22 protein-coding genes and 2 rRNA genes are annotated in these 22,044 nt (G+C 72.2%); 21 read left to right on the top strand and 3 right to left on the bottom strand.

Annotation, left to right across the window (positions count from 1 at the left end; all coding sequences use genetic code 11):
• Both H504_RS0120845 and rrf read left to right on the top strand, forming a co-directional pair.
• Positions 1–98: ribosomal RNA gene (locus H504_RS0120845) — 23S ribosomal RNA — on the top strand; the annotation flags it as partial.
• A gap of 115 nt (positions 99–213) precedes the next feature.
• A 5S ribosomal RNA gene (gene rrf / locus H504_RS0120840) occupies positions 214–330 on the top strand.
• A gap of 962 nt (positions 331–1,292) precedes the next feature.
• Here rrf and H504_RS41455 read toward each other — a convergent pair.
• Positions 1,293–1,952, bottom strand: a complete 660-nt coding sequence (locus H504_RS41455; protein ID WP_157440542.1) for a hypothetical protein — start codon at positions 1,950–1,952, stop codon at positions 1,293–1,295.
• Between the two features lie 117 nt (positions 1,953–2,069).
• Here H504_RS41455 and H504_RS38885 point away from each other — a divergent pair, with 117 nt between their 5' ends.
• The 11 genes from H504_RS38885 (at position 2,070) to H504_RS0120785 (ending at position 13,451) form a co-directional block, all read left to right on the top strand.
• Positions 2,070–3,071 (top strand): tetratricopeptide repeat protein, encoded by a 1,002-nt coding sequence (locus H504_RS38885; protein ID WP_245614390.1) that lies wholly within the window; start codon positions 2,070–2,072, stop codon positions 3,069–3,071.
• Positions 3,064–4,044 (top strand): HAD-IIA family hydrolase, encoded by a 981-nt coding sequence (locus H504_RS0120830; RefSeq protein ID WP_026424348.1) that lies wholly within the window; start codon positions 3,064–3,066, stop codon positions 4,042–4,044. The genes H504_RS38885 and H504_RS0120830 overlap by 8 nt, the downstream gene beginning before the upstream one ends.
• A 58-nt stretch (positions 4,045–4,102) precedes the next feature.
• The gene (locus tag H504_RS36185; protein WP_157440541.1) at positions 4,103–4,294 is read left to right on the top strand and encodes a hypothetical protein; all 192 of its coding nucleotides are present in this window, start codon (positions 4,103–4,105) and stop codon (positions 4,292–4,294) included.
• A gap of 3 nt (positions 4,295–4,297) precedes the next feature.
• Positions 4,298–5,104, top strand: a complete 807-nt coding sequence (locus tag H504_RS0120820) for a TlyA family RNA methyltransferase (RefSeq protein WP_026424347.1) — start codon at positions 4,298–4,300, stop codon at positions 5,102–5,104.
• Positions 5,101–5,985: an NAD kinase gene (locus H504_RS0120815; protein WP_026424346.1), complete on the top strand. Its 885-nt coding sequence runs from the start codon at positions 5,101–5,103 to the stop codon at positions 5,983–5,985. The genes H504_RS0120820 and H504_RS0120815 overlap by 4 nt, the downstream gene beginning before the upstream one ends.
• A 43-nt stretch (positions 5,986–6,028) precedes the next feature.
• Positions 6,029–7,828 (top strand): DNA repair protein RecN, encoded by a 1,800-nt coding sequence (recN, locus tag H504_RS0120810; protein ID WP_157440540.1) that lies wholly within the window; start codon positions 6,029–6,031, stop codon positions 7,826–7,828.
• A gap of 73 nt (positions 7,829–7,901) precedes the next feature.
• Entirely contained in the window at positions 7,902–9,068 is a 1,167-nt protein-coding gene (gene steA / locus H504_RS0120805) for a putative cytokinetic ring protein SteA (RefSeq protein WP_026424344.1), read from the top strand.
• A complete protein-coding gene (locus H504_RS0120800) occupies positions 9,065–10,006 on the top strand; it encodes a copper transporter (protein WP_026424343.1) in 942 nt (313 codons plus the stop codon). The genes steA and H504_RS0120800 overlap by 4 nt, the downstream gene beginning before the upstream one ends.
• A 178-nt stretch (positions 10,007–10,184) precedes the next feature.
• Positions 10,185–10,907: a hypothetical protein gene (locus H504_RS43255; RefSeq protein WP_245614388.1), complete on the top strand. Its 723-nt coding sequence runs from the start codon at positions 10,185–10,187 to the stop codon at positions 10,905–10,907.
• A 229-nt stretch (positions 10,908–11,136) separates the two neighbouring features.
• Positions 11,137–12,834: a CTP synthase gene (locus H504_RS0120790; RefSeq protein WP_026424341.1), complete on the top strand. Its 1,698-nt coding sequence runs from the start codon at positions 11,137–11,139 to the stop codon at positions 12,832–12,834.
• Positions 12,831–13,451 (top strand): NUDIX domain-containing protein, encoded by a 621-nt coding sequence (locus H504_RS0120785; protein ID WP_026424340.1) that lies wholly within the window; start codon positions 12,831–12,833, stop codon positions 13,449–13,451. The genes H504_RS0120790 and H504_RS0120785 overlap by 4 nt, the downstream gene beginning before the upstream one ends.
• 270 nt (positions 13,452–13,721) lie before the next feature.
• Here the strand turns inward: H504_RS0120785 and H504_RS0120780 are convergent, their stop codons facing one another.
• On the bottom strand, positions 13,722–14,246 hold the full coding sequence (locus H504_RS0120780) for a DUF1707 domain-containing protein (RefSeq protein WP_026424339.1): 525 nt from the start codon (positions 14,244–14,246) through the stop codon (positions 13,722–13,724).
• A 59-nt stretch (positions 14,247–14,305) separates the two neighbouring features.
• Here H504_RS0120780 and xerD point away from each other — a divergent pair, with 59 nt between their 5' ends.
• The 8 genes from xerD to H504_RS0120740 all read left to right on the top strand — a co-directional run bounded on the left by xerD (position 14,306) and on the right by H504_RS0120740 (position 20,658).
• The gene (gene xerD, locus H504_RS0120775) at positions 14,306–15,232 is read left to right on the top strand and encodes a site-specific tyrosine recombinase XerD (RefSeq protein ID WP_026424338.1); all 927 of its coding nucleotides are present in this window, start codon (positions 14,306–14,308) and stop codon (positions 15,230–15,232) included.
• An 84-nt stretch (positions 15,233–15,316) separates the two neighbouring features.
• Complete coding sequence (locus H504_RS0120770) at positions 15,317–15,631, top strand: ArsR/SmtB family transcription factor (RefSeq protein WP_026424337.1); 315 nt, start codon at positions 15,317–15,319, stop codon at positions 15,629–15,631.
• 423 nt (positions 15,632–16,054) lie between these two features.
• On the top strand, positions 16,055–16,984 hold the full coding sequence (locus H504_RS0120765; protein ID WP_026424336.1) for a ParA family protein: 930 nt from the start codon (positions 16,055–16,057) through the stop codon (positions 16,982–16,984).
• Entirely contained in the window at positions 16,981–17,244 is a 264-nt protein-coding gene (locus H504_RS0120760; RefSeq protein ID WP_026424335.1) for a hypothetical protein, read from the top strand. Before H504_RS0120765 ends, H504_RS0120760 begins: the two co-directional genes overlap by 4 nt.
• Entirely contained in the window at positions 17,241–18,065 is an 825-nt protein-coding gene (locus tag H504_RS0120755) for a segregation and condensation protein A (protein WP_026424334.1), read from the top strand. The genes H504_RS0120760 and H504_RS0120755 overlap by 4 nt, the downstream gene beginning before the upstream one ends.
• The gene (gene scpB, locus H504_RS36180; RefSeq protein ID WP_157440543.1) at positions 18,055–18,771 is read left to right on the top strand and encodes an SMC-Scp complex subunit ScpB; all 717 of its coding nucleotides are present in this window, start codon (positions 18,055–18,057) and stop codon (positions 18,769–18,771) included. The genes H504_RS0120755 and scpB overlap by 11 nt, the downstream gene beginning before the upstream one ends.
• Complete coding sequence (locus H504_RS0120745) at positions 18,761–19,513, top strand: pseudouridine synthase (RefSeq protein WP_035305132.1); 753 nt, start codon at positions 18,761–18,763, stop codon at positions 19,511–19,513. The genes scpB and H504_RS0120745 overlap by 11 nt, the downstream gene beginning before the upstream one ends.
• Positions 19,510–20,658: a DUF1015 family protein gene (locus H504_RS0120740; protein ID WP_026424332.1), complete on the top strand. Its 1,149-nt coding sequence runs from the start codon at positions 19,510–19,512 to the stop codon at positions 20,656–20,658. The genes H504_RS0120745 and H504_RS0120740 overlap by 4 nt, the downstream gene beginning before the upstream one ends.
• Positions 20,659–20,868: 210 nt before the next feature.
• Here the strand turns inward: H504_RS0120740 and H504_RS0120735 are convergent, their stop codons facing one another.
• A complete protein-coding gene (locus H504_RS0120735) occupies positions 20,869–22,041 on the bottom strand; it encodes a cation:proton antiporter (RefSeq protein ID WP_026424331.1) in 1,173 nt (390 codons plus the stop codon).
• Positions 22,042–22,044 lie beyond the last annotated feature (3 nt).

Genomic DNA, 22,044 nt, shown 5'->3' with positions numbered 1-22,044 from the left:
AAGGCTCCCAGTAGACGACTGGGTTGATAGGCCGGAGATGGAAGCCCTGTGAGGGGTGTTGAGTCGACCGGTACTAATAGGCCGAGGGCTTACAACGAAGAGGCTGCGCATCCACTGTACGGTGTCTGAGACACCAACCACCCCCACCACCAGCGGACGGGCCGTGGGTCCGGGCGCGGTGGTGGTGTAGGCAGGTTGTTTGTTTCATAGTGTTTCGGCGGTCATAGCGGTGGGGAAACGCCCGGTCCCATTCCGAACCCGGAAGCTAAGCCCACCTGCGCCGATGGTACTGCACTGGTGACGGTGTGGGAGAGTAGGACGCCGCCGGACAATTATTCCCGAAAGGGCCTGTGGTGGGGCACGTAACACGTGCGTCAGACCACAGGCCCTTTTCGGCGTGATATGGCAGTGCAGTTGACAGTGCGGTGATATTGCATAGCGGGTAGGTCCGCACACGGGAGGATCAGGTGTCGGATTTCGAGCGGCGCGGCGGCGCGGACCGCGGCGACAACGAGTCGGGTCGTCGGCGCGCGACGGGCGGCAACTCCCGTGGCGGCGACCGGGATGACCGCCGTCGAGACGGCGACCGCGGCGGCAGCTTCCGGCGTGACGACGACCGCCGGGGTGGCGACAACCGGGGTTCCCGCTCCGACTCCGACCGTGGCGGCAACTTCCGCCGGGACAACAACGACCGCGGCTCCCGCTCGGGCGGCTTCCGCTCCGACGACCGTGGCAGCGGCCCCCGCCGTGACGACGACCGCCGTTCGGGCGGTTTCCGCCGCGATGACGACCGCGGCCCTCGCTCTGGTGGCTCCGGTTTCCGCCGTGACGATGACCGTGGTTCTCGCTCTGGCGGCTTTCGGTCCGACGACCGTGGCGGCAATTTCCGTCGCGATGACGACCGCAAGCCCCGCACTGGTGGCTTCCGTTCGGACGACCGTGGTTCCAGCTTCCGTCGTGATGATGATCGTGGGTCTCGTCCCGGCGGTTTCCGCTCGGATTCCGACCGCGGTGGCTTCCGCCGTGACAACAACGACCGAGGCCCCCGTCCCGGCGGCTTCCGTTCGGACTCAGACCGTGGCGGTTTCCGCCGTGACGACGACCGCGGCTCCCGCTCCGGTGGCTCCAGCTTCCGCCGCGATGATGACCGCGGCCCCCGCTCAGGCGGCTTCCGTTCAGACGACCGCGGTTCCAACTTCCGCCGGGATGACGACCGCAAGCCCCGCTCTGGTGGCTTCCGGTCCGATGACCGTGGTTCCAGCTTCCGCCGTGACGATGACCGTGGCTCGCGTTCAAGTGGTCCTCGTCGCGATGACGACCGTGGTTCCCGCTCTGGCGGTTTCCGCTCGGACGACCGTGGCAGCAATTTCCGTCGCGACGACGATCGCGGGTCGCGCTCTGGTGGCTTCCGTTCGGACGACCGCGGCTCCAACTTCCGCCGTGACGACGATCGCGGGTCCCGTTCCGGTGGCTTCCGGGGCGATGACGACCGCCGCTCGGGAGGTTTCCGCTCGGACCGTGGCCCCCGCCGTGACGACGATCGCGGTTCCCGCTCTGGTGGTTTCCGGTCCGATGATCGTGGTTCCAGCTTCCGTCGTGACGACGACCGTGGGTCTCGTCCGGGTGGCTTCCGCTCGGACTCCGACCGCGGTGGCTTCCGCCGCGACAACAACGACCGAGCCCCCCGTTCCGGCGGCTTCCGGTCCGACGACCGCGGCCCCCGTCGCGACGATGACCGTGGCTTCCGCTCGGACCGCGCCCCCCGTCGCGATGACGACCGAGGCGGCTTCCGCTCCGGTGGATCCGACCGCGGCGGTTTCCGCCGGGACGACAACCGGTCCGGCGGTTTCCGCCGCGATGACGACCGACGTGACTCCGGCAACCGGTCCAACTTCCGCCGGGACGACGACCGCGGCCCGCGCCGTGATGACGACCGCCGTTCCGGTGGTCACTTCCGCAAGGATGACGACCGCCCCGCCCGCTTCCGGGACACCGAGCCCGCCGACCCGACCCCCCAGGACGTCGACCAGGCGGACACCGACACCGAGGCCGCCGAGCGCGTCGTCGAGGTGACCGGCAAGCGCGACGAGCCCGCCAAGAACAACACAGACGACACCGAGGCCACCGAGGCCACCGAGGCCACTGCCGAGGACACCGACCAGGCCGAGCCCGAGGTCGCCCCGGTCGTGGGCGGCGGACCGCGGGTTCCCGAGGGGGTCGAGTACTCCGCGCTGGACGTCGAGGCGCGGGCCGGTCTGCGGAGCCTGCCCAAGTCGCTCGCGGAGCTCGTCGGCAAGCACCTGGTGGCCGCCGGGATGCTCATCGACGAGGACCCGGAGGCGGCGTTGGCGCACGCCCGGTACGCGCGGGAGCGGGCCTCCCGGGTGGCCGTGGTCCGCGAGGCCGCCGGGCTCACCGCGTACCACGCGGGGGAGTGGTCCGAGGCGTTGTCGGAGCTGCGCGCGGTGCGCCGGATGAGCGGCGGCAACACCCACATCGCCGTGATGGCCGACTGCGAGCGCGCCCTGGGGCGCCCCGAGCGCGCGCTGGACCTGGCGAAGGACGCGGGCCGCGACCTGCCCCCGGATGTGGCCGTGGAGCTGCGGATCGTCAGCGCGGGCGCGCGGCGGGACATGGGTCAGTTGGAGGCCGCCGTGGTCGGGCTGCAGGGCCCGGACCTGGACGCGAAGCGCCGCGACCCGTGGAGCGCCCGCCTGTTCTACGCCTACGCCGACAACCTGGCGGCCGCCGGGCGCACCGAGGAGGCCATCCAGTGGTTCCTCAACGCCGCCCAGGCCGATGACGACGAGGAGACCGACGCCGCCGAGCGGGCTTTCGAGCTCGGCGCCGACGAGTCCGAGGTGGCCGCCGCCCTGGATGAGCCCGCCGACTCCGCCGAGCCCGCCGACTCCGCCGAGGACACCGACGACGCCGAGCCCACTGCGGACCCCGAGTCCACTGAGGACACCGACGACGTCAAGCCCGCCGAGCCCGCCCAGGACACCGGAGACACCGGGGCGGACACCGTCGAGGGCGGCGCGGCGCCCGGCGGAAAAGACAGCGATGGCTGATCGGCTGCTCGACGGCTACGACGCCCTGCTGTTCGACCTCGACGGCACCGTGTACCGCGGTGGCCGGGCGGTCGACGGGGCGGCGGACACCATCGCGGCGGCCAGGGCGAACCGGACGACCGTCCGGTTCGTCACCAACAACGCCTCCCGCTCACCGCTGCAGGTCGCCGAGCACCTCACCGGTCTCGGTGTTCCCGCCGAGCCCACCGAGATCAGCACGTCCGCCCAGGCGGCCGCCACGGTCTTGGCCGAACGGCTCGACAAGGGCGACGAGGTTCTCGTGTTGGGGACCTCCGCGCTCGCCGCCGAGATCACCGCGGTCGGATTGGTCCCCGTGCGTACGGCCAAGAGCGCGAAGGCCGTCGTGCAGGGCATGGCACCGGAACTGTCCTGGCGTGATCTCGCCGAGGCGTCCATCGCGATCAACGCGGGTGTGCCGTGGGTGGCGTGCAACGTCGACCGGACGCTGCCCACCGACCAGGGTCTGTTGCCCGGCAACGGTTCCCTCGTGCACGCGCTGCAATACGCCACCGGCCACCACCCCGAGGTGGCGGGCAAACCCGCGACCCCGCTGATGGTCGAGTCCGTCAAGGCCGCGCGGGCGAAGCACCCGCTGGTGATCGGCGACCGGTTGGACACCGACATCGCAGGCGCCGTGGCCACCGAACTGGACTCGCTGTTCGTGCTCACCGGCGCTTCCACCGCCCGTGACCTGCTGCGCGCCGCCGAGACCGAGCGCCCCTCGTACGTCGCCGCCGACCTGACCGCGATCACCGCGCGGGCCGCTGACCTCACGATCGGCCCCAAACCCGGCTGGGACGTCCGCCGCGACGGCGACGAACTCACCGTGTCCGGCGACGGCGACCCGCTGGACCTGTTGCGCTCTCTCTGTGCCGCCAGTTGGTCACACGGGGCTCCGTCGCGGATCGCGGGCGACCACCCGGCGTTGTCGAAACTCGGACTCGCGGGCTGATCGGGGTGCCCTGGCGGCCAGGGGGACCGCCGTCATCGGCTAGCGTGAAGGAGTGCAGGTGGACTTCACCCCGATTCCCGGCCCGCCCCAGCGGGAGCAGGCGGCCGAGCAGCCGCGTGACGAGGCGATCGCCGCGGCCGTCGCCGGGCTGGACGGGTTGGACGGGCTGCCGGTGACCGAGCACGTCGACCGGTTCGACGCGGTGCACATCGCGTTGACCGCCGCCCTGGCCACCATCGACAAGGTCTGACCGGTGCCCAGGAGGGCGCGCCTGGACGCCGAACTGGTCCGCCGGGGCCTGGCCCGGTCCCGGGAACACGCCAGCGAGTTGATCGCCGCGGGTCGGGTGACCGTGCGCGGTGCCGTGGCGAGCAAGTCCGCCACCGGGGTGGAGACCGACGCCGCCGTCGTGGTCAAGGACGCCGAGGACGACCCGAACTGGGCGTCCAGGGGCGCGCACAAACTGCTCGGCGCGCTCGCCGCTTTCCCCGTCCCCGTCGATGGTCGCCGTTGTCTGGACGCGGGCGCGTCCACCGGTGGCTTCACCGATGTGCTGCTGCGGCACGGCGCCGCCCAGGTCGTGGCCGCCGATGTCGGCCGTGGCCAGTTGATCTGGCGGCTGCAGAACGACGTGCGGGTCGTCATCAAGGACCGCACCAACGCCCGCGCGATCACCCCGGACGACATCGGTGGGCTGGTCGACCTGGTGGTCGCCGACCTGTCGTTCATCTCCGCCCGGTTGGTGCTGCCCGCTCTCGCGGGGTGCCTGCGCCCGGACGGCGACCTGCTGCCGATGATCAAGCCGCAGTTCGAGGTCGGCAAGGAGCGGCTGGGCTCCGGTGGTGTGGTGCGCGATCCGGACCTGCGGGTCGAGGTGGTGTCCCGGGTCCTGGTGGCCGCGGGTGAACTGGGGCTCGACCTGCGTGGGGTCGTGGCCAGCCCGTTGCCAGGCCCGTCCGGCAACGTCGAGTACTTCGCCTGGTTGCGGCGGGGCGATCCCCGCGCCGACACCGAGGTGACGGCCCTGGTGCGGGCCGCCGTCGAGGAGGGACCGCAGTGACGCGGGAGATCTTGCTGGTCGTGCACACCGGTCGGGGGGAGAACCGGCGGGTGGCGGAGAAGGTGGCGAGTTGGTTCGCCGCCGCCGGGGTCCGGTTGCGGGTGGTCGACGACGAGGCGCCCGACCTGGACCCGACCTGCTACGCCGATGTCGTCGCGCGCGGGCCCGCCGCGGCCGCGGGCACCGAGTTGGTGTTCGTCTTGGGCGGCGACGGCACGTTCCTGCGTGCCGCGGAGCTTGCTTTGCCGTGCGGGGTCCCGGTGCTGGGGGTCAACCTCGGTCGGGTCGGGTTCCTCGCTGAGGCCGAGTCCGACGCGCTGGCCGAGGCGGTGCAACTGGTGGTCGAGCAGGGTTACCTGGTCGAGGAGCGGATGACCGTCGATGTGCGGGCCACCCTGGGCGACGAGGTCATCGCGGACACGTGGGCGCTCAACGAGGCCAGTGTGGAGAAAAGCAGCCGGGAGCGGATCCTGGACGTGCTGATCGACGTCGACGGCCGCCCGGTGTCCTCGTTCGGCTGCGACGGCGTGCTGTGCGCGACCCCGACCGGGTCCACCGCCTACGCCTACTCCGCGGGCGGCCCGATCGTCTGGCCGGACGTGCAGGCGCTGTTGGTGGTGCCGAGCAACGCGCACGCCATGTTCACCCGGCCGATGGCGGTGTCGTCCCGCTCGGTGGTCGGTGTCGAGATCGACCCGGACGGGCAGCCCGCCGTGCTGTGCTGCGACGGCCGCCGCACCTTCGAGATCCCGCCCGGCGGCCGCATCGAGGTGCGCGACGGGCGGCGGCCGATCCGGCTGGCCCGGTTGCGTGACGAGACGTTCACCGAGCGGTTGGTCGACAAGTTCGAACTGCCCGTGCACGGGTGGCGGTCGCGGTGAACAGGCGGACGGCTGCTGACCTGTGTCGGCGTGAGCCGCTAGGGTGCGCCCTGTGCTAGCCGAGATGCGCATCCAGGACCTCGGCGTGATCGATGAGGCCACGCTGGAACTCCACGCGGGCTTCACCGTGGTCACCGGCGAGACCGGCGCGGGCAAGACGATGGTGGTCACCGGCCTGCACCTGCTCTCCGGCGGCCGGGGCGAGGCGCAGCGGGTCCGCAGCGGGAAACCGAAGGCCGTGGTCGAGGGCCGGTTCGAGGGCCTGACCGGCACGCCCGCCGCCACCGTCGCCACCGACGCCGGGGCCGAGCCCGAGGACGACGGCAGCCTGATCACGCTGCGGTCGGTCAGCACCGACGGCCGCTCCCGGGCGCACGTCGGCGGCCGGTCGGTGCCGGTCGGGGTGCTCGCCGACCTGGCCGAGCAGTTGATCGCGGTGCACGGCCAGAACGACCAGTTGCGGCTGTTGCGGCCCGCCGAGCAGCGCGCGGTGATCGACCGGTTCGCCGGTGCGGACGTCGCCGGCGTGCTCGGCGAGTACCGGTCGGTCCGCGAGGAGTGGCTGGCGGTCACCGCCGAGTTGGACGACCGCACCCGCCGGGCCAAGGAGCTGGCCCGCGAGGCGGACATCCTGCGGATGGGCCTGGACGAGATCACCGGCGTCGACCCGCAGCCGGGTGAGGACGTCGAGTTGGTCGACCGGGCGCGCAGGCTCGCCGACGCCGACCAGTTGCGCGAGGCCGCGACCGGCGCGAGCTACGCGGTGTCCGGTTCCCCCGACGGCGACCCGGACATCCCCGGCGCGCTCGGCCTGATCGGCGAGGCGCAGCGGCGGGTGACCGGCTCGGAGGACCCGCGGCTGCGTGAGCTGGAGGGCAGGCTGGTCGAGGCCGCCGTGCTGCTCACCGACGTCGGCGCCGAGCTGACCGCGTACCTGGACGGCCTGGACGCCGACCCGGCCGCGCTGCAGCAGGTGCTGGCCCGGCAGGCCGAGCTGAAGACGCTGACCCGCAAGTACGCGGCCGACGCCGACGGTGTGCTGGCGTGGGCCGCCGAGGCCGCCGCGAAGCTGGCCGGGTTGGACACCTCGGAGGAAGCGCTCGGCGAGCTGGCCACCCGCAAGGCGGCGCTGGCCGTCCGGCTGGCCGAGCTCGCGGTGACCCTCAACGCGGCCCGCTCGGCGGCCGCCGACGCGCTGGCCAAGGCCGTCACCGACGAGCTGGGCGGGTTGGCGATGGGCCAGTCCAGCGTGCAGATCTCGGTGCGGCCCCGGCCCGCCGAGCCGAACGACCAGTACGCGCTCGAGGTCGGCGGGGTCGACCTGCACGCGGGCGCCGACGGGGTCGACGAAGTGGAGCTGCTGCTGGTCGCGCACGACGGGGCGCAGCCGCTGCCGGTGCACAAGGGTGCCTCGGGTGGTGAGCTGTCCCGGGTCATGCTGGCCATCGAGGTGGTGCTCGCGCACACCGACCCGGTGCCGACGCTGGTGTTCGACGAGGTCGACGCCGGGGTGGGCGGTCGGGCCGCGGTGGAGATCGGCCGCAGGCTGGCCCGGTTGGCGCGCAGCCACCAGGTGATCGTGGTGACGCACCTGGCGCAGGTGGCGGCGTTCGCCGACCGGCACCTGATCGTCGACAAGGGCGTGCACGGCGGCGTGACCCGCAGCGACGTGCGCACGTTGACCGAGGGCGAGCGGGTGGTGGAGCTGGCCAGGATGTTGGCGGGTATGGAGTCCACCGAGACCGGCCGCGCGCACGCCGAGGAGTTGTTGGGCCTGGCCGAGGGCGAGAAGCACGACTGGCTGCTCACCGGCAAGCCCCGCCCCGGCAAGAAGAAGAAATGACGGTGTTGCTCCGTTCGGCCTAGTTCGGCGTGGCGAACGGACTATCGGCTGTTGGTTTGTCACCATCGGCTGCATGAAGCTCCCGGGTTTGCTCAGCCGCTCGCAGCCGCCGCGACCGGGGGTGACCGGCCCCGCCCGGGTGGACCGGCGCACCGGTGACCTGCTGCGCCGGGTCGGTCCGGGCGACGTGGTGGTCCTCGACCAGCTCGACCTGGACCGGGCCACCGCGGACGCGTTGCTGCGCGCGGACGTGGCCGGGGTGGTCAACGCGTCCCCGTCGATCTCCGGCCGGTTCCCCAACCTGGGGCCGGAGCTGCTGGTCAACGCGGGTGTCCCGCTGATCGACGGGGTCGGCCAGGAGGCGCTGCGGGTGATCAAGGAGGGGGCCCGGCTGCGGCTGCACGACGGTGGCGTGTTCGCGGGCGACCGGGAGATCGCCACCGGCACCCGGCAGACCCCGGACACGATCGCCGACCAGATGATCGAGGCCAAGGCGGGCATGTCCGCCCAGTTGGAGGCCTTCTCGGCGAACACCATCGAGTTCCTCCGCCGTGAGCGCACCATGATCCTGGACGGGGTCGGCGTGCCCGAGTTGCCGGTGGCGATGCGCGGTCGGCAGGTGCTGGTCGTCGCCCCCGGGTCCGACCACGTCGCCGACCTGCGCGACCTGCGCCGCTACATCGGCGAGCACCACCCGGTGCTGATCGGGGTGGAGTCCGGCGCGGACGCGTTGCGCGCCGCCGGGCACCGGCCGGACGTGATCGTCGCCGACCCGGACGTGGTGGCCACCGACACGCTGCGTGGCGGTGCTCGGCTGGTGGTGCCCGCGCACGTCGACGGGCACGCGCCGGGCCTGGGGCGGGTGCAGGACCTCGGCATCAACGCGGTCACCTTCCCGTCCACCGGCAACGCCGAGGACCTGGCGCTGCTGCTGGCCGACGCGCACGGCGCGAGCCTGGTGGTGGCGGTCGGGTTCCAGGCCACGCTGCGCGAGTTCCTCGACCGCGGCCGGTCCGGGTCCAACCCGTCGACCTTCCTGACCCGGCTGCGGCTGGGCAGCAAGCTGGTCGACGGGAAGGCGGTCGCCGCCCTGCACCGCAGCCGGGTGTCCGGGGTGGCGGTCGCGCTCATGGTCCTCGCCGCGTTGCTCGCGATCATCGCCGCCATCGTGGTGTCCGGCATCGGCTACGGCGGCTGGGTCGGCACCGCGCTCGACTGGGTCAAGGGGTTGTTCACGTGATCTCGTTGCGCTACCACGTCATCTCGATCGCCGCGGTGTTCCTCGCGCTCGCCGTCGGGGTCGTCCTCGGTTCCACCACGTTGAGCCGGTCCCTGCTCTCGGGTCTGTCCAGTCAGAACACCGACCTGGGCAGCCAGGTGTCGCACCTGGAGCAGGAGCGCAACGGGCTCAACGCCCGGCTGGCCGACGGCGACGCGTTCGCGGGCGCGGTCGGGCCGCTGGCGGTGCGCGGCGCGCTGGACAAGCGCACGGTCGTGCTGATCACCACCGGCGACGCCCGCCCGGCCGACCGGGACGCGGTGAAGGGGCTGATCGGCGGCGCGGGTGCCACCGTCACCGGGGAGGTGCAGTTGACCGACGCGTTCGCCGACCCGGCGAAGGCCGACCAGCTCAAGGAGATCGTCACCCGGCTGCTGCCCGCCGGGGTGCAGTTGCCGACCGCGAACGACCCCGGCACGTTGGCCGGTGGGCTGCTCGGCCCGCTGGTGTTGATCAACAAGGCGGACAACAAGCCGCAGGCGTCGCCCGCGGAGACCGCCGCCGCGCTCAGCGGTCTCACCGACGGCGGGTTCCTGGCCGCCACGCCGAACCTGAAACCCGCGCAGTTGGCGGTGATCCTGACCGGTGGCGCGGCGGCGGGGGTGAAGGCTGGCGACCGGGCGGCGGTCATCGCCCGCTTCGCCACCCAAGTGGACCGTTCCGGCGCGGGCACCGTGCTGGCCGGGGGCGCCGGGTCGGCGGACGGGACGGGCGCGGTCGGCGTGGTCCGCGCGGACACCGCCGCCACCTCCATTCTGTCCACTGTGGACAACGTGGACGTCCCGGCCGGGCGGGTGGTCACCGTGCTCGCCCTGGTGGAGCAGTTGGACGGCAAGGCCGGTCGCTACGGCAGCGCGGGCAACGCCCAGGCGCCCGCGCCCGGCGCCCCGGCGGAGTAGTGCCGGGTCCCTCGCGCGGGTGACACCGTCGCAGGTGGTCATGAGCGTTCCTCACCAACGGGCGAAAGCGTTGCCCGGACGGGTAAGGCGGGTTTCAAGGTGGATATTTTCGCCCCGCCCGAACCGATGTCGCCCGTGGCGGGCGACCGTTCCGCCGTGGCAGGACTAGGGAGTGATCATGGCGCAGACACGCAGCGGGCAACCGGGGCTCAGTGGCACCGGTTCGATCGGCAGCGGGCGGTCCGGGGTGAGGGTCGCGCGCAGAGCGCTCACCGTCGTCGCGGTGGTCGCCGCGGCGGCGGTCGCGGTGGCCGCGCCCGCGGCGGCGGTCGGCAACGCGCCGGGCGCGGCGCACGTCGGCTCCGTCTCGTACGTGAAGGGCACGACCACGGTCGTCGCGGCGCCGGTCGCGCCGTGTTCGATCTCCGGGCCCACCTCGGGCAACTCCGGCACCGTGACCGTCAACGGGGTCCGCTTCGGCAGCGGCACCTCGACCTGCACCACCACGGTCACCGACCCGGACTCGGGCACCACCAGCACCAAGTCCGAGGCGGTCGGCAAGGACTTCGAGCTCTCCGCGCTGGTCCTGCTCGGCGGCCCGCGGGTCAAGATCGCCAACTGGCGGGTCACCTGCACCGCGGACGAGGACGGCTCCACCGCGGGCTGGTCGTTCGGCGGCCTCACCGGCCTGGCCACGCTGCCCAACCCGCTGCCGAACAACTACGTGCGCGAGTTGAAGAACCTGCTCAACGTCACGATCGCCACGATCACGTTCAACGAGACCACCATCCCGAACGACGGCAGCATCGGCCTGACCCTGGCGCACATCCGGCTGCTGCCCGTCTCCGGCATGACCGGCGACGTCCTGGTCGGCAACGCGTCCTGCTCGCCCACCCCGTGACCCGGTGAACCGTGACGCTGTGACCCGGGCGAGTGACCCGGTGACTGCGTGACTCCGTGACGCTGTGACCCCGCCCCGTGTCGGCCGCCGACACGGGGCGGGGCCGTTGGTCGCGGTGGCGGTCCGGTGGCCGGGGTGGTGTTAGCATGAAACCCCGTGGACCGGCGCGGTAGTTCGCGCCGCCGACAGCGCCAACCCACAGCGCCAACAGACCACGGGAGCCTCCTTGGTGCAGCACGCTCGGACGACCAAGCACGTCTTCGTCACCGGAGGCGTCGCCTCCTCGCTCGGCAAGGGCCTCACCGCCTCCAGCCTCGGTCAGTTGCTGACCTCGCGGGGTTTGCGCGTCACCATGCAGAAGCTCGACCCGTACCTCAACGTCGACCCGGGCACGATGAACCCGTTCCAGCACGGCGAGGTGTTCGTCACCGAGGACGGCGCGGAGACGGACCTGGACATCGGTCACTACGAGCGCTTCCTCGACCGCAGCCTGTCCGGCAGCGCGAACGTCACCACCGGTCAGGTGTACTCGGCGGTGATCGCCAAGGAGCGCCGCGGCGAGTACCTCGGCGACACGGTGCAGGTGATCCCGCACATCACCGACGAGATCAAGGCCAGGATCCGGGCGATGGCCGAGCCGGACGAGGTCGGCCGGGTGCCCGATGTGGTGATCACCGAGGTCGGCGGCACGGTCGGCGACATCGAGTCGCTGCCGTTCCTGGAGGCGTGCCGCCAGGTCCGCCACGACGTCGGCCGGGACAACGTGTTCTTCCTGCACGTGTCGCTGGTGCCCTACCTCGCCCCGTCCGGCGAGCTGAAGACCAAGCCGACCCAGCACTCGGTGGCCGCGCTGCGCAACATCGGCATCCAGCCGGACGCCATCGTCTGCCGCGCGGACCGGGAGATCCCGGCCGGGCTCAAGCGCAAGATCGCGTTGATGTGCGATGTGGACACCGACGCGGTGGTCGCCGCGCCGGACGCGCCGTCGATCTACGACATCCCCAAGGTGCTGCACGGCGAGGGCCTGGACGCGTACGTGGTGCGCCGCCTCGGGTTGCCGTTCCGCGACGTCGACTGGACGGTGTGGGGCAACCTGCTGGACCGGGTGCACAAGCCGACGGAGACGGTGCGGATCGCGTTGGTGGGCAAGTACGTCGACCTGCCGGACGCGTACCTGTCGGTCACCGAGGCGTTGCGCGCGGGCGGGTTCGCGCACCGCGCCAAGGTCGAGGTCGTGTGGGTGCCGTCGGACGCCTGCGAGACGCCGACCGGCGCGGCGGCCGCGCTGTCCGGGGTGGACGGTGTGCTGGTGCCCGGCGGGTTCGGCGTGCGCGGCATCGAGGGCAAGATCGGCGCGATCACGCACGCCCGCACCAACCGGATCCCGACCCTGGGGCTGTGCCTGGGCTTGCAGTGCATGGTGATCGAGACCGCGCGCAACCTGGCGGGCATCGTGGGCGCCAACTCCGACGAGTTCGCCGACGGCACCACCGACCCGGTGATCAGCACGATGGCCGACCAGGCCGATGTGGTCGCGGGCGAGCGGGACATGGGCGGCACCATGCGGTTGGGCTCTTACCCCGCCACGCTGGCCGCCGGGTCGGTCGTCGCGGGGGTCTACGGCGACCGCGAGGTCACCGAGCGGCACCGGCACCGCTACGAGGTCAACAACGCCTACCGGGACCGGTTGACCGCCGCGGGTGTCCGCTTCTCCGGCACGTCCCCGGACGGTCGCCTCGTCGAGTTCGTCGAGTTGCCCAAGGACACGCACCCGTTCTTCGTCGGAACCCAGGCGCACCCCGAGCTCAAGAGCCGCCCCACCCGGCCGCACCCGCTGTTCGCCGGGTTCGTCGGTGCCGCGGTCGACTACCTGCGCGCCGAGCGCCTGCCGGTCGACCTCGACGAGCCGGTGGCGGTGGACGCGTGAGCGGGACGCACGAGTTCGAGACGGTGTCCACCCGGGACATCCACATCGGCCGCATCCTGGCGTTGCGGCTCGACGAGGTCAGGATGCCCGGCGGTGGCACGGCGAACCGCGAGGTCGTCGAGCACCTGGGCGCGGTGGCCGTGGTCGCGCTGGCCGACGACGACACCGTGACGCTCATCCACCAGTACCGGCACCCGGTCGGCGAGCGGCTGTGGGAGTTGCCCGCGGGGCTGATCGACCACGCCGCCGAGGACCCGCTGGACGCGGCGAAGCGCGAGCTGGTCGAGGAGGTCGGCCTCGCCGCCGCGGACTGGTCGGTGCTGGTCGAGGTCGCCGTGTCGCCCGGGTTCACCGACGAGGCGGTGCGGGTGTACCTGGCCCGCGGTCTGTCCTCTGTGGAGCGTGTGGTGCTCGGCGACGAGGAGGCCGACCTGACCATCTCGCGGGTGCCGCTCGCGGAGGCGGTCGGCCGGGTGCTCTCCGGCGACATCGTCAACGCGGCCGCGGTGGCCGGGTTGTTGGCCGCGCACGCGGTGGTCACCGGCGCGGTCGAGGCCCGACCGGCCAACGCGCCGTGGCCCGGTCGCCCGACCGCGTTCGCCGACCGCCTCGACTGACCCGGTCACGTCCGCGTTCGCCGACCGGCTCAGCCGAGCCGGTCACGTCCGTCACCCAACCGAGCGAACCCACCCCCTACTGCTTGCCACACCCCCCACCCCCACCCTACGGGCGACCCCCACCCTCCCGGGGGCGGCCCTCGATGCCAGTCTACCGGTGTTGAGCTGCGAAAACAGATGGCTGCGTCCGCTGTGGACAATGCCGGGGAGTGTGGACAACTCGGCGGGCGGGCGGTTGCTGGATCTGGTCTGGTCACCGGCGGCAGGCCGCTAGTCGATGAGCTTGCGGCCCTCGCCGTCGTGGCCGCCGTTGACCAGCAGGACGATGCCGTCGACCAGGCACCAGATGCCGAAACCGCCGCAGGTGAGCAGTTGGGCGATCGCGATGCCGTAGTGCCCGGTGTAGAAGCGGCCCGCGCCGAACGGGAGGAAGATCTGCAGCAGACCGGCGACCAGCTTGGACTTGGTCGAGTAGACCTCGCCCATCGGCGCGGGCGGCCCGCCGTAGGGCGGCGGGTACGCGGGCGGGTAGCCCGGTGGTGACATCGGGTACGCCGGCGGCGGGGGCGCCGCCCACATCGGCGGCGCCATGAACGGCGGGTAGGGCGCGGGCAGGTCGTGGAACAGCACCCGGAGGTCGGCGCGGGTCACGGCCTCGGTGGCGCCGCCGACGCGCAGTTCGTACTCGTCGACGTGCAGCCTGCCCTGCGCGAAGTGCTCGCCGAGCGCGCGCACCGCGTCCTCGCGTTCGCTGGTGCCGACCCGCACCGCGTCCGGGTCGCCGGGGACGTTCACACCGGCCACGATACGTGATCACCAGGGTGCTGTCGGCGGGTCCGGATAGGCTGCCCGGCATGGCTCGCACCCAGGCCGAGTCGGTGCTGCGCACCTACCTGGACCACCTGGCCGTCGAGCGGGGCACCGCCGTGAACACCCTCGACGGGTACACCCGGGATCTGCGCCGCTACCTCGACCACCTCGCCGCCGCCGGGGTCACCGACCTGGCGGCGGTGACCGAGCGGCACGTCGCCGGGTTCCTCGGGGTGCTGCGTGAGGGCGACGCCGACCACCCGCCGCTGGCCGCGTCCTCGGCGGCGCGGGCCGTGGTCGCGGTGCGCGGGCTGCACAAGTTCGCGTTGCTGGAGGGTGTCGTCGAGCACGACGTGGCGCGCGCGGTGAAGCCGCCGACCCCGCCGCGCAGGCTGCCCAAGGCCCTCCCGGTCGACGACGTGCTGCGCCTGCTGGACACCCCGTTCGGCGACGACCCGGGGACGCTGCGCGACCGGGCGCTGCTGGAGCTGCTGTACTCGACCGGCGCCCGCATCTCCGAGGCCGTCGGGCTCGACCTGGACGACGTCGACGCCACCGAGCGCACCGCCCTGCTCGACGGCAAGGGCGGCAAGCAGCGGCTGGTCCCGGTCGGACGGCCCGCGCTGGCCGCTGTGGACGCCTACCTCGTGCGCGGCCGCCCCGCGCTGGCCGCCGCCGGGCGCGGCACCCCGGCGGTCTTCCTGAACCGGCGCGGTGGGCGGCTGTCCCGGCAGAGCGCGTGGAACGCGCTGAAGGTCGCGGCCGAACAGGCGGGCATCACCGTTCCGGTGTCACCGCACACGCTGCGGCACTCGTTCGCCACCCACTTGCTGGAGGGCGGCGCGGACGTCCGGGTTGTCCAGGAGCTGCTGGGGCACGCGTCGGTCACCACCACCCAGATCTACACGCTGGTCACCGTGACCACGCTGCGTGAGGTGTACGCCACCGCGCACCCGCGCGCACTCGGCTGATCGGGAGACGGTTGAGGTGAAAACTTCCCAAGTCAACTGAATTACCAAGATCCTTCCCCTACTCTGTCTGCCCGGAGGTGCGCCATGGGCGAGGTGGACGAACCGGGGGCGGACCAGCTAGTGCTGGCCGATGTGCTGCACGCGCTGAGCGACGCGACCAGGCTGGCCGTGGTGACCCAGTTGGCGGAGGCGGGGGAGCTGTCCTGCGGTCACCTGGACGTGCGGGTGGCCAAGTCGACGCTCTCACAGCACCTGCGGGTGCTGCGCGAGGCCGGGGTCACCCACACCAGGCGGGACGGCAACCAGCGCTGGCTGTCCCTGCGCCGCGACGACCTGGACCTGCGGTTCCCCGGACTGCTCGACTCGGTCCTCGGCGCCGTGGTCAAGGTCGACAGCTAGTTCCCCGGTCGACAGGGTTGACCGCCTGCCTTTCCGCAGGCCCACCCCACCAGCCCCCGGGCGGCCCCCACCCTTCCCGGGGGGCGTCCCCGAGGCCAGTCTACCGGCTTGCGGCGCCGGTGGACGGGGTGCGGGAAACGTGGGGATGGCTCTGGGCTTTGTGGATAACTCGGGCTTGGGGGCGTAAGTCATGCCGGACCTGGCGACGACAGCTCCGGAGCCGCCAAAGGTAACGGGGAGCATCCCCGACGCCGGCCCACCGAGAAGGCAAGGTCAACAGGTGCCTGGGCGGTGGGTGGTGAACTCCTGGGCGGAATGTGGATAACTCGCGCACTGCGGCTGCGGCGAGCCGCGTTGGTGGCTGACCGCTGCCCGCTTACGCTGCGCGTGACAGCAACGCAGGCGACAAGGAGCTAGATCGCCATGTCGACACTTCCGCATGGGGGTGCGGTCGAGCTGAGCATCGCGCCCCGCGCGGCCACCGACGCCGACGACGACGGACCGGACGAGCTGCTCGGCGGCAGCGGCACGGGTCCGACCGGTCGGCCGAGGCGGCACGTCCCCGAGCCCGCGCTGCTCGACCAGCACGGCCCGGCCAGGGTGCTGGCCATGTGCAACCAGAAGGGCGGGGTCGGCAAGACGACCTCGACGATCAACCTCGGTGCCGCGCTGACCGAGTTCGGCCGCCGGGTGCTGCTGGTCGACTTCGACCCGCAGGGTGCGCTGTCGGTCGGCCTCGGCATCCCCGCCCACCAGCTCGACCGCACCATCTACAACGTGCTCATCGAGCGCTCGGTGGACATCCACGACGTGGTGCTGCGGACCGGTGTCGAGAACATGGACCTGCTGCCCAGCAACATCGACCTGTCCGCAGCCGAGGTGCAGTTGGTCTCCGAGGTCGGCCGCGAGCACGCGCTGCTGCGCACCCTGCGCCCGGTCCTGGACGCCTACGACTACGTCCTGGTCGACTGCCAACCCTCGCTGGGCCTGCTCACCGTCAACGCCCTCGCCGCCGCCGACGGGGTGCTCATCCCGCTGGAGTGCGAGTTCTTCAGCCTGCGCGGGGTCGCGCTGCTGATCGACACCATCGACAAGGTGCGCGAGCGGCTCAACCCGAAGCTGGAGATCACCGGCATCCTGGCCACCATGTTCGACCCGCGCACCCTGCACTCCCGCGAGGTCATGGCCCGCGTCGTGGAGGCGTTCAAGGACACCGTGTTCGACACCGTCATCAACCGCACCGTGCGCTTCCCGGAGACCACGGTGGCCGGGGAGCCGATCACCACTTGGGCGCCGCGCTCGGCGGGGGCCAAGGCCTACCGCCAGCTCGCCCGCGAGGTGATCGCGCGGTGACCAACCTGTTCGACCCGGTCCCCACCCCCCCGCCGAGCACCCCCCGGCAGAAGCACAACTCCAAGATCACCGTGTACGTGTCCGACGAGGAGTTGCTCGCCCTGGAGCAGGCCAGGTTGGCCCTGCGCGCCGGGTACACCATCGCCGTCGACCGCGGTCGGGTGGTGCGCGAGGCGGTGGCCGCCGCGCTGGCCGACCTGGCCGAGAACGGCGCCGACTCGGTCCTGGTGCGCAGGCTGCGCCAGGACGGCGGTCAGTGACGGCCGTGACCGAACCCGAGGAGCCGACCGGGGCGGGCCGGTTCACCGTCAAGCTGGCCAACTTCGAGGGCCCGTTCGACCTGCTGCTGCAACTGATCTCGCAGCACCAGATGGACGTCACCGAGGTAGCCCTGCACCGGGTCACCGACGACTTCATCGCGCACATCAAGTCGCTCGGTGACGATTGGAACCTCGACGAGACCACCGAGTTCCTGGTCGTCGCCGCGACCCTGCTCGACCTCAAGGCCGCCCGGCTGCTGCCCGCGGGCGACGTCGAGGACGAGGAGGACCTGGCGCTGCTGGAGGCCCGCGACCTGCTGTTCGCGCGGCTGCTGCAGTACCGGGCGTACAAGCAGGTCGCCGCGCTGTTCAGCGAGCTGGAAGCGGGAGCGCTGCGCCGGTACCCGCGGTCGGTGGCGTTGGAAGACCGCTACCAGCAGTTGTTGCCGGAGGTGATGCTCGGCGTCGACCCGGCCCGCTTCGCCCAGATCGCCGCCGCGGTGTTCCGGCCGAAACCGCCGCCGTCGGTGTCGCTCGACCACCTGCACATGGGCCGGGTGTCGATCCGCGAGACGGCCGCGATCCTGCGGGTGCGGCTGGCCGAGATGGGCCGCGCGAGCTTCGCCGACCTGGTGGCCGACTGCGAGCACAACATGGAGATCGTGGCCAGGTTCCTTGCCCTGCTTGAGCTCTACCGCGAGGCCACCGTCCTCTTCGAACAGGCGGACCCGCTGGGTGAGCTGCTCGTGGAGTGGACCGGCGGCTCGGTCGAGGAGGCCGCCGCGGTCCAGAGCACCCGCGGCGACGAGGATTACGGCTGATCCGCCGGTGGACACAGGGGATGGGGAAGTGAGCACAGAACAGGAACCCGCTCTTGAAGCGCGAGCTTCGGAAGTTGTGGCGGAGGTCTCCACCGAGCCTGAGCCGGAACCCGCCGACGCCGAGGACGACCTGGGCCAGGCCGGGTCCGGGTTTCCCGAGCTGACCGAGGACGCCGACCTCGACGCCGCGCTGGAGTCGCTGCTGCTGGTCGTCGACTCCCCGGCCGAGGAGGAACTGCTGGCCACCGCCGTCGACCAGCCGGTGCGGCGGGTGCGCGAGGCGCTGCGCCGGATCGCCGCCCGCTACACCGAGCAGGGCAGCGGCATCGACCTGCGCCGGGTGGGGGAGGGGTGGCGGTACTTCACCCGGGACCGGTTCGCGCCGGTGGTGGAGAAGATGCTGCTCGACGGCCAGCGGGCCAAGCTCACCCGGGCCGCTTTGGAGACACTGGCCGTCATCGCCTACCGTCAGCCGGTGACCCGGTCCCGGGTCGCGGCCGTGCGCGGCGTCAACGTCGACGGGGTCATCCGGACCCTGGTGGTGCGCGGTCTGATCGAGGAGACCGGGGCCGATCCCGAGACGGGTGGGATCCTGTACCGCACGACCGAGTTGTTCCTGGAGCGGTTGGGGCTGTCCTCGCTGGAGGACCTTCCCCCGATCGCGCCGCTGTTGCCAGAAGTGGATGCGATTGACGATGTCAGGTAGTCGGCCGAGTGGTCAGCCCGAGGGCGTCCGGCTGCAGAAGGTGCTCTCCAACGCGGGGGTGGCCTCGCGCCGCGCCGCCGAGGACCTCATCGACCAGGGTCGGGTGAGCGTCGACGGCGAGGTCGTGCGCGAGCAGGGCAGGCGGGTGGACCCGGAGAACGCCGTCATCCATGTCGACGGTGTTCGCGTCGTCGTCCGCGAGGACCGCGTGTACTTGGCGCTGAACAAGCCGCGTGGCGTGCACTCCACCATGGAGGACGATCGCGGCCGCCCGTGTGTCGGCGACTACCTGCGTGGTCGTGCCGACCGCCTGTTCCACGTCGGCAGGTTGGACGCCGACACCGAGGGCCTGCTGCTGTTCACCAACGACGGCGACCTCGCGCACCGGCTGATGCACCCGTCGTACCAGGTCATGAAGACCTACCTCGCCGAGGTCCCCGGCCCCATCCCGCGTGACATGGGCCGCAGGCTGCGCGACGGTGTCACCCTCGACGACGGCCCGGTCCGCGCCGACTCGTTCCGCATGGTCGACAGCCACGCGGGCAAGGCGCTGGTCGAGGTCGTGGTGCACGAGGGCCGCAAGCACATCGTCCGCCGGATGCTGGAGGAGGTCGGCCACCCCGTGCTCAGCCTGGTCCGCACCCAGATCGCCGAGGTCCGCCTCGGCAACCAGCGCCCCGGCTCGATGCGCGCCCTCAACCGCGGTGAGGTCGGCTCGCTCTACGCCGCAGTGGACCTGTGACCGACTGGGTCCGCCCGATCGACCGGGGCTGGGTCGTCCGCGCCGAGGTCCCCGGCCCCGACGTCGACGAGTTCGCCGACGCCACCCGGGTGGTCGCGGCCCTGTCCCGCCCCGGCGCCGCGACCGGCACCCTGCTCGCCGTCCAACACCCGCACCGCACCCCCGCCGCCCTGTCTCGGGACCGCCCCCTCCTCGACACCCTCGCCGACGCCCGCCGGGCGCTGCGAACCCTGCAGCGCACCGCCTACCGGCCGGTGGCCGACGTCGTCGCGCCTTACCGCGTGGACGGTCCCGACGGCTCGGCGACCGGGGTGCTGTGCATGGTCAACCCGGCCGCCGTCGGCGCGGACGGCGTGTCCTGGGTGCGGCACAGCGAACAGGTCTACCCGGAGGTCGTCGCCGAACGCGCCACCGTCCTCACCGGACTCGGCTGCGCCACCAGCGCCGCCCTCCTGGTCCCGGTCACCGGCGGCGACTCGCTGACCGCGGCCGTCGACCGGGCCATCGTCGGCGACCCCGTTGTTTCCACAGTGGACAGTTCCGGTCGGCGGCACCGGTTGTGGCTGCTCGGCCCCGGCCCGGTGCGCGACGCGCTGGTGTCGGTGGTCGCTGCCAACCCGCTCATGGTCGCCGACGGCAACCACCGGGTCGCCGCCGCGGCCGCCGCCGACCTGGGCGGCATCCTGGCCCTGGTGACCGCGGGCCCCGACCTCCGCATCGGCGCCTACCACCGCGCCATCACCGGCACCGGCCTTGACGCCGCCACCGTCACCGCCGCCTGGCGCGCAATCGGCCTCCCTGTACGCGAAGGCCTGCCCGGCACGGTGACACCCGGCACGGTGACAGCGGAGTTCGGCGATGTCCGCCTCCACGTGGACCTCCCGTCCCCCACGATCGACCACGCCGTCGTCGAAACCCTCCTGCTGCACGAGGCCCTCCACCTCGACCCCGAAGGCCCCCACGTCATCCCCCTCCCCGACGGCCGCCCCCACCCCGCCAACACCGACTGCGTCCTCCGCCTCGCCCCCATCCCGCTGACCCAGGTCCTCGCCGTCCACGCCGCAGGCGGCCGCATGCCCCGCAAGAGCACCTACTTCACCCCCAAACCCCGCAGCGGCCTCCTCCTCGCCGACCTCGAACGCTGACCGCGGCACGTCCCGGGTTGTCCACAATGGTCCCGGTTGCCCACAGTCCGGCTCGCCACCCCCTTGACAGATCGCGGTTCGCGCTACCGTCAGGAATGGGCCCCCGGCCCCCGGGAGGGCGAGCTTCTGCGTGGAGTCCGGTGGGATTCCTGTCAAGGCACGAACGGGTGAGAGATGGGCAGCGCGCTCGCGTCCGGAGGGTCCGGTAGATCAGGTGGTGGCGGGTTTGCGTTGGAAGGCGCGGGTTACCGGTTCGACGACGCGGGCGGCGACGGGGCCGAGGATGGCCATCAGCAGCACGTAGGCCGTGGCGAGCGCGGCCAGTTCGCGGTCGACCGCGCCCGCGGTGACGGCCAAGCCCGCGATGACGATGGAGAACTCGCCGCGGGCGACGAGGGCGGCGCCTGCGCGGGCGCGACCGAGGCGGGAGATCCCCTGGCGGGCGGCGGCGAACCAGCCGGTGGCGATCTTGGTGGCGGTGGTGATGACGGCCAAGGCGATCGCGAAGCCGAGGACGGGGGGAATGCTGCGCGGATCGGTGTTGAGGCCGAACACCACGAAGAACATGGCGGCGAAGAGGTCACGCAGGGGTTCGAGGAGTTTGGTCGCGTTCTCCGCCGTCGACCCCGAGATGGCGATGCCGAGCAGGAACGCCCCCACCGCCGCCGACACCTGCAGTCGCGACGCCAGCCCGGCGACCAGCAGGGCGGCGCCGAGCACGCGGAGCAGGAAGACCTCCGGCTCCGGGCTGTCCACCACCATCGACACGTAGCGGCCGAACCGCAGGGCCACCACGAGCACGACGGTCACCGCGACCAGGGCCACGCCCACCGCGGTCAGGCCGCGCAGCAGGGTCGCGCCGGCGAGGAACGCGGTCAGGATCGGCAGGTAGACCGCCATCGCCAGGTCCTCGAACACCAGGATCGACAGGACGACCGGGGTCTCGCGATTGCCCAGCCGCCCCAGGTCGCCGAGGACCTTGGCGACGATGCCCGACGACGAGATGTAGGTGACACCCGCCATCGCCATCGCGCCCACCGCGCCCCAGCCGAGGATGAGCGCCACGATGGCCCCGGGCAGGGCGTTGAGCACGATGTCGACCACACCCGCCACCCACGACCGGCGCAGCCCGGTCACCAACTCGGCCGCCGAGTACTCCAGGCCGAGCAGCAACAGCAGCAGGACGACGCCGATCTCGCCGGCCAGGTTCGCGAAGCCCTCGATGCCTGCTAAAGGGACGAGCCCGCCCGCGCCGAACGCGAGACCGCCGAGCAGGTACAGCGGGATCGGCGACACCCCGATGCGCCAGGCGAGCCGCCCGAGCACACCCAGCCCGAAGAAGACGGCGCCCAGCTCGATGAGCGAGATCGAGGAATCGTGCAAGCT

This window comes from Actinokineospora inagensis DSM 44258 (assembly GCF_000482865.1).
Classification (GTDB): domain Bacteria; phylum Actinomycetota; class Actinomycetes; order Mycobacteriales; family Pseudonocardiaceae; genus Actinokineospora; species Actinokineospora inagensis.
Note: the sequence above shows the minus strand (reverse complement) of the source record. Positions and strands in the feature narration are given on the sequence as shown.